This window comes from Pseudomonas sp. 2995-3 (assembly GCF_002742565.1).
GTDB lineage: Bacteria > Pseudomonadota > Gammaproteobacteria > Pseudomonadales > Pseudomonadaceae > Aquipseudomonas > Aquipseudomonas edaphica.
Genome location: NZ_LJSB01000250.1, coordinates 1 through 407, shown reverse-complemented (window position 1 = coordinate 407; position 407 = coordinate 1). Strand labels below are relative to the sequence as shown.

The following is a 407-nucleotide window of genomic DNA, read 5'->3' as shown; positions in this document are numbered from 1 at the left end:
GAGAAATAAATCCTTTACTAAGTAATCCATTATCAAAAGATGACTTGAAATTGTTAAAATTAGCTTCACGAATTTTTTATATTGGTGAAGCTATTCACAGTGAATCCAAAAGCCAACATACTTTTTACTTGCTTACAAATAGAACCATAGATGGTGTAACGCATAAAGAGCGTCTCATCATTGCACTTTTAGCATCCTTTAAATCACGTTCCCAATTGAAACAATATTTATTACCATTTGAGGACTGGTTTTCTCCAATGGAAATAAGCAAATTTGAATTAATGGGGGCAATTTTAAAATTATGTTATGGTTTAGATCGCTCTTATCGTAATGTAATTAAGAATGTTCATATCACAGAAAACAATAACAAATTGGAATTTAAAATGAAAGTTACCGGAGATCCTTAT

At 30.2% G+C, this 407-nt stretch carries 1 pseudogene; it reads left to right on the top strand.

Annotation, left to right across the window (positions count from 1 at the left end):
• Window positions 1–407, top strand: a pseudogene (locus AOA62_RS31855) (hypothetical protein); the annotation flags it as partial.